General features: G+C 50.5%; 5 protein-coding genes and 2 pseudogenes. 6 read left to right on the top strand and 1 reads right to left on the bottom strand.

The annotated features are described in order from the left end of the window. Nucleotides 1–102: pseudogene (locus tag ACKOVI_RS06070) on the bottom strand (methionine adenosyltransferase domain-containing protein); the annotation flags it as partial. On the opposite strand from ACKOVI_RS06070, the gene rplM reads away from it, so the two are divergent. From rplM to ACKOVI_RS06040, 6 genes and pseudogenes are all read left to right on the top strand, one after another. Then, nucleotides 73–489: a 50S ribosomal protein L13 gene (rplM, locus tag ACKOVI_RS06065; protein WP_509603195.1), complete on the top strand. Its 417-nt coding sequence runs from the start codon at nucleotides 73–75 to the stop codon at nucleotides 487–489. The pseudogene ACKOVI_RS06070 and the gene rplM sit on opposite strands and share 30 nt — an antisense overlap. A gap of 15 nt (nucleotides 490–504) precedes the next feature. After that, complete coding sequence (gene rpsI / locus ACKOVI_RS06060) at nucleotides 505–987, top strand: 30S ribosomal protein S9 (protein WP_509603194.1); 483 nt, start codon at nucleotides 505–507, stop codon at nucleotides 985–987. A gap of 42 nt (nucleotides 988–1,029) precedes the next feature. Next, nucleotides 1,030–2,376: a phosphoglucosamine mutase gene (glmM, locus tag ACKOVI_RS06055; RefSeq protein WP_509603193.1), complete on the top strand. Its 1,347-nt coding sequence runs from the start codon at nucleotides 1,030–1,032 to the stop codon at nucleotides 2,374–2,376. 3 nt (nucleotides 2,377–2,379) lie between these two features. Next, on the top strand, nucleotides 2,380–4,218 hold the full coding sequence (glmS, locus tag ACKOVI_RS06050) for a glutamine--fructose-6-phosphate transaminase (isomerizing) (protein ID WP_509603192.1): 1,839 nt from the start codon (nucleotides 2,380–2,382) through the stop codon (nucleotides 4,216–4,218). Between the two features lie 3 nt (nucleotides 4,219–4,221). Beyond that, entirely contained in the window at nucleotides 4,222–4,881 is a 660-nt protein-coding gene (locus ACKOVI_RS06045) for a phosphatase PAP2 family protein (RefSeq protein ID WP_509603191.1), read from the top strand. Nucleotides 4,882–4,890: 9 nt separating this feature from the next. After that, nucleotides 4,891–4,989: pseudogene (locus tag ACKOVI_RS06040) on the top strand (holo-ACP synthase); the annotation flags it as partial.

Here is a 4,989-nt window from a genome sequence, read left to right as displayed (position 1 = left end):
GAACGCGCCGCCGCAGTGGCGGGCCGCGCCCCCGTACGTATCGACGATGATCTTTCGGCCCGTGAGCCCGGCATCGCCGACCGGGCCGCCGATCACGAACTTGTCGTGCTCGGTCGTCTAGCGACACATGCAGCGACTCTTCTTCGCGGAAAGCACAAGGCGACATTCGCACCTCACATGGATATGGGTGACTTCGTCATCGTCATCAATGCAGAGAAGATCGCGCTCTCAGGCAATAAGACAACAACAAAGTTTGCACACCATCACTCAGGTTTCCCAGGCGGTCTTACATCGACTGTCTACGGCGAACTCCTTGAGAAGCACCCAACACGCGCTGTTGAAAAGGCGATCAAGGGAATGCTTCCAAAGAACCGTCTTGGTCGTGAGATGGCAGGCAAGCTCAAGGTCTATGCAGGCCCAGAGCACCCACATGCTGCACAGGCACCAGTTCCATACGTATTCAACCAAGTTTCTCAGATCGTTAAGTAAGGGATAAAAGAAAATATGTCAGATACAACTTTCGAGCTTGATGAGAACGAGATTCCAACTTCTTACTCTTCTTCAACACCAGCAGCAGCAACTAACCGCAAGGCAGTAACAGCACCAGGTGCTGGTACAGGTCGCCGTAAGGAAGCTGTTGCACGTGTTCGTCTCGTTCCAGGAACAGGTCGCTGGGTTGTTAACGGCAAGACTCTCGAGAACTACTTCCCAAATAAGGTTCACCAGCAGCTCGTATCAGAGCCATTCCGCACTGTAGGTGCTGAAGGTACATACGATGTATTTGCTCGCATCAACGGTGGTGGAGTTTCAGGTCAGGCTGGCGCACTTCGTCTTGGCGTTGCTCGTTCACTCAACGAGATCGATCGCGAAGCAAACCGTCCAGCACTGAAGAAGGCTGGATTCCTCTCACGCGATGCACGTGTTATCGAGCGCAAGAAGTACGGTCTTAAGAAGGCTCGTAAGCGTTCACAGTACTCAAAGCGTTAATTCTTTTTACTCACCAATCCCGTTTGTTGCGAAGGAGTTTTTATGGCTCTCTTTGGAACAGACGGGATTCGTGGTTTAGCGAACGGTTCAATTCTTACTGCTGAGACCGCGCTCTCTGCAGCAGTTGCTGCAGCACATATTCTTGTTGAATCATCCAGCAATGCAGGCAAGCGACCTAAAGCAATCGTCGGCCAGGACTCTCGTGCCTCAGGGGAATTCCTAGAAGCAGCTGTTATCGCAGGTTTGGCCTCTGCTGGAGTCGATGTTTATCGCGTTGGTGTATTACCAACTCCTGCTGTTGCGCATCTAGTTGCCGCAACGGGTGCCGATCTCGGCGTCATGATTTCTGCTTCGCATAATCCAATGCCAGATAACGGCATTAAATTATTTGCTCGCGGTGGCGGAAAGCTTGATGATGCCATCGAGGCAGCAATTGAAAAGCGTATGGGCGAGCCTTGGGAGCGACCAACAGGTCGTGCAGTCGGTCGAATCGTCAATGATGAGAACGCAGCAGCTGCTTACATCGAACATCTTCTTGCATCAGTGTCTACGCCTCTTAAAGGCCTCAAGATCGTTGTCGACTGTGCCAACGGTGCATCATCTCTTGTTGCACCAGTTGTCTACGAAAAGGCAGGAGCGACAGTTGTTGCAATTCATCACACACCAGATGGCTGGAACATCAATGATGGATGTGGATCAACTCACCTAGAAGATTTGCAAGCAGCTGTTGTACGTGAAGGTGCAGATTTTGGTATCGCTCACGACGGTGATTCAGATCGCTGCCTTGCAGTCGATGGCACCGGTGCCGTAGTCGATGGCGATCAAATCATGACAATTCTTGCTATCGGATTTAAGAATCGCGGAAAGCTTAAGGCTGACACCATCGTTGCAACTGTGATGAGCAATCTTGGTTTCTTCCACGCCATGAAGCAGGTCGGTATCAATGTTCTTACGACCGCAGTCGGCGATCGCTATGTTCTCGAGCAGATGCTTGAGGGCGATTACTCCTTAGGCGGCGAACAATCTGGCCACCTCATCATTCGCGAACACGCAGGCACGGGAGACGGAATCCTTACCGCCCTCGCACTTGCACAAGAAGTTGTCTGTACAGGAAAGTCACTTGCAGAACTTGCATCAGCGATGCAGCGCTTCCCACAAGTGTTGATCAACGTACCTGGCGTTGCAAAAGATAAGTTGCCATCCTCGCAAGTTGTTGCCAATGCAGTTGCAGATGCAGAGAAGCAGTTGGGGGATGAAGGTCGCGTATTACTACGCGCCTCCGGCACCGAGCCATTGATTCGAGTCATGGTCGAAGCCTCAAGTGATAGCCTTGCGCAAGAAATCGCATCATCACTTGCTGCGGTTGTTAAGGCAGAACTGGGGATTTAATTCGTGTGCGGAATCGTGGGTTACACCGGACCGCAATCTGCATTTACTCCGATTGTTGAAGGCCTTCGCCGCCTCGAATACCGTGGATATGACTCAGCGGGCATTGCTCTCGGAACTGGCACATCTCTCTTTGTAGAAAAGCGCGCAGGAAAGCTGGCAAATCTCGAAGGCGCGCTTCCTTCCAATCTTCCAACGGTGCATTCAGGAATCGGACACACTCGTTGGGCTACACATGGCGGTCCAACCGATCGCAATGCACACCCTCACCTTGATAACGAAGGCAAGCTCGCTGTTATTCACAACGGCATCATCGAAAATTATTCAGAGCTCAAAGCCGAACTCGAAAAGCGCGGCCATACATTCTCATCAGAGACCGATACCGAATCCGTAGCCCACCTACTTTCAGAGCTGCGTAAAGAGCACAATGGAGATCTCACTGCAGCGATGCGGGCAGCGGTCAAACGCCTCCGCGGATCTTTTACCTTGCTCGCAATCCACGCTGATGCACCGCAAACTATTGTGGGAGTACGTCGCAACTCACCGCTAGTTGCAGGTCTTGGAGCTGGCGAGAACTTCTTAGCTTCAGATGTCGCTGCATTTATCGATTACACAAAGCGCGCAGTAGAGCTTGGCCAGGATGAAGTTGTCACGATTTCACCTGAAGGTATCGCAATCTGTGATCTTGATGGGAAGCCACTTCCACTTCGCGAGTATGAGATCACATGGGATGCAGCGGCAGCTCAAAAGGGTGGCTTTGCACACTTTATGCTGAAGGAGATTTTCGATCAGCCAAAAGCTATTGCAGATACATTGATTGGACGACTTTCAGATAACGACCAAGTCCAGCTCGATGAGCTACATATGACTGAGGCTGAAATCAAAGATATCAAGCGCATCTCAGTAATCGCATGCGGAACCGCCTATCACGCAGGCATGGTCGCAAAGTATGCGATTGAAAAGTGGGCAAAGGTCCCGGTCGATGTAGAGATTGCATCTGAGTACCGATACCGCGATCCCATCGTGGATAAAAACTCACTTGTTATTGCCATTTCACAATCAGGCGAGACGATGGATCTCTTGATGGCTGTTCGTCATGCAAAGGCATCAGGCGCTCGTGTCCTTGCAGTGTGCAATACCAACTCATCAACAATTCCACGCGAATCAGATGCTGTTCTCTACACACATGCAGGGCCTGAGATTGCAGTTGCATCGACTAAGGCATTTCTTACTCAAATCGTTGCTGTCTACTTAATTGGTCTCAAGCTCGCACAAGTCCGCGGAACACTGAACGATCAAGAAGTGCGCGCTCTCTATAACGAAATGCTTGAGCTCCCAGGCAAGGTCGAACAAATACTTGAGACGATTGAACCGCTGCGCGAACTCACTCGAAAGTTTGCATCCAACGACACCGTCCTCTTCTTAGGTCGTGGCGTCGAGTACCCGGTCGCTCTTGAAGGCGCACTCAAGCTGAAAGAGCTCGCCTACATTCATGCCGAGGGCTTTGCGGGTGGCGAACTCAAGCACGGACCAATCGCTCTTATCGAAGAAGGCACTGCAGTTATTGCGATTTTGCCTACAGCTGACGAACATCAACTCGATGAAAAGATGTTGAGCAATATTCAAGAGGTAAAGGCACGTGGTGCTCGAGTCGTTGTCATTGCCGCAGAAGGCGCTGAAGTAATCGGTGCAGAGCACATCATTCGTATTCCTGTCGCGTCTCCACTCTTCCAGCCCGTATTAGCAACTGTTCCTCTTCAAGTGTTTGCATACGAAATCGCTGTAGCGCGTGGAACTGATGTCGATCAGCCACGTAACTTGGCTAAATCTGTCACTGTCGAGTAATAGATGATTGAAACTCGCCGCCGCCAAATGCGCAGAGCTCTGAAATGGAGCGCTGGACTCTTTGCAGGTTTTCTCCTTGTTACTCAGCAAGTCGTCACCTATGGACCGATTACTGATATCGATCAATATTTCAGCGAATCAAAGCACCCACACTTCAGAGGTCTTTCAGCTTTTATCATTCGACGTCTTGATGATCTTGGACTTCGTAGCATCTCAGGCATTGCGCTTTTAATTGTCGCACTCTTTATCTCACGTAGATTTAGGACTTGGCGCCCGATCAATCTCGGACTATTGGCATTCACCTCTCTCAATGTTGTTGTGGGTGGATTCAAATACGCACTTGGTCGTACCAAACCTCGTATCGGAATCGATCTTCTCCATGCAGGAGGTATGTCATATCCAAGTGGACATGCCTCTAATGCAATATTTATCTGGGGAGTCATCGCCTATTTGATTTATCGATACGCCCACGTCAATCGTTATCGTGGTCGTCTTGCAAGTGCAGGGGTGGGATTACTCGCAACAACTGTCTGCACCGTTTCGCTCATTCGCAACACACACTGGTTCTCAGATTTATTCGGTGGCTTACTCCTTGGGGGAGCGCTCCTCGTCTTGATTATTGCAATTGACCGCTACTTTCCCTCAGATAGCCAACTCCACTAACCTAGGCCCATGATTGATGGAATCGGCATCGATGTAGTCGACATCAAGCGATTTCACGAATCTCTTGAGCGCACACCAGGTCTGCGTGAGAAACTCTTCACTGAATCT

The organism is Candidatus Planktophila sp. (assembly GCF_046070465.1).
Taxonomy (GTDB): Bacteria; Actinomycetota; Actinomycetes; order Nanopelagicales; family Nanopelagicaceae; genus Planktophila.
This window is presented reverse-complemented; position numbering and strand designations above follow the sequence as displayed.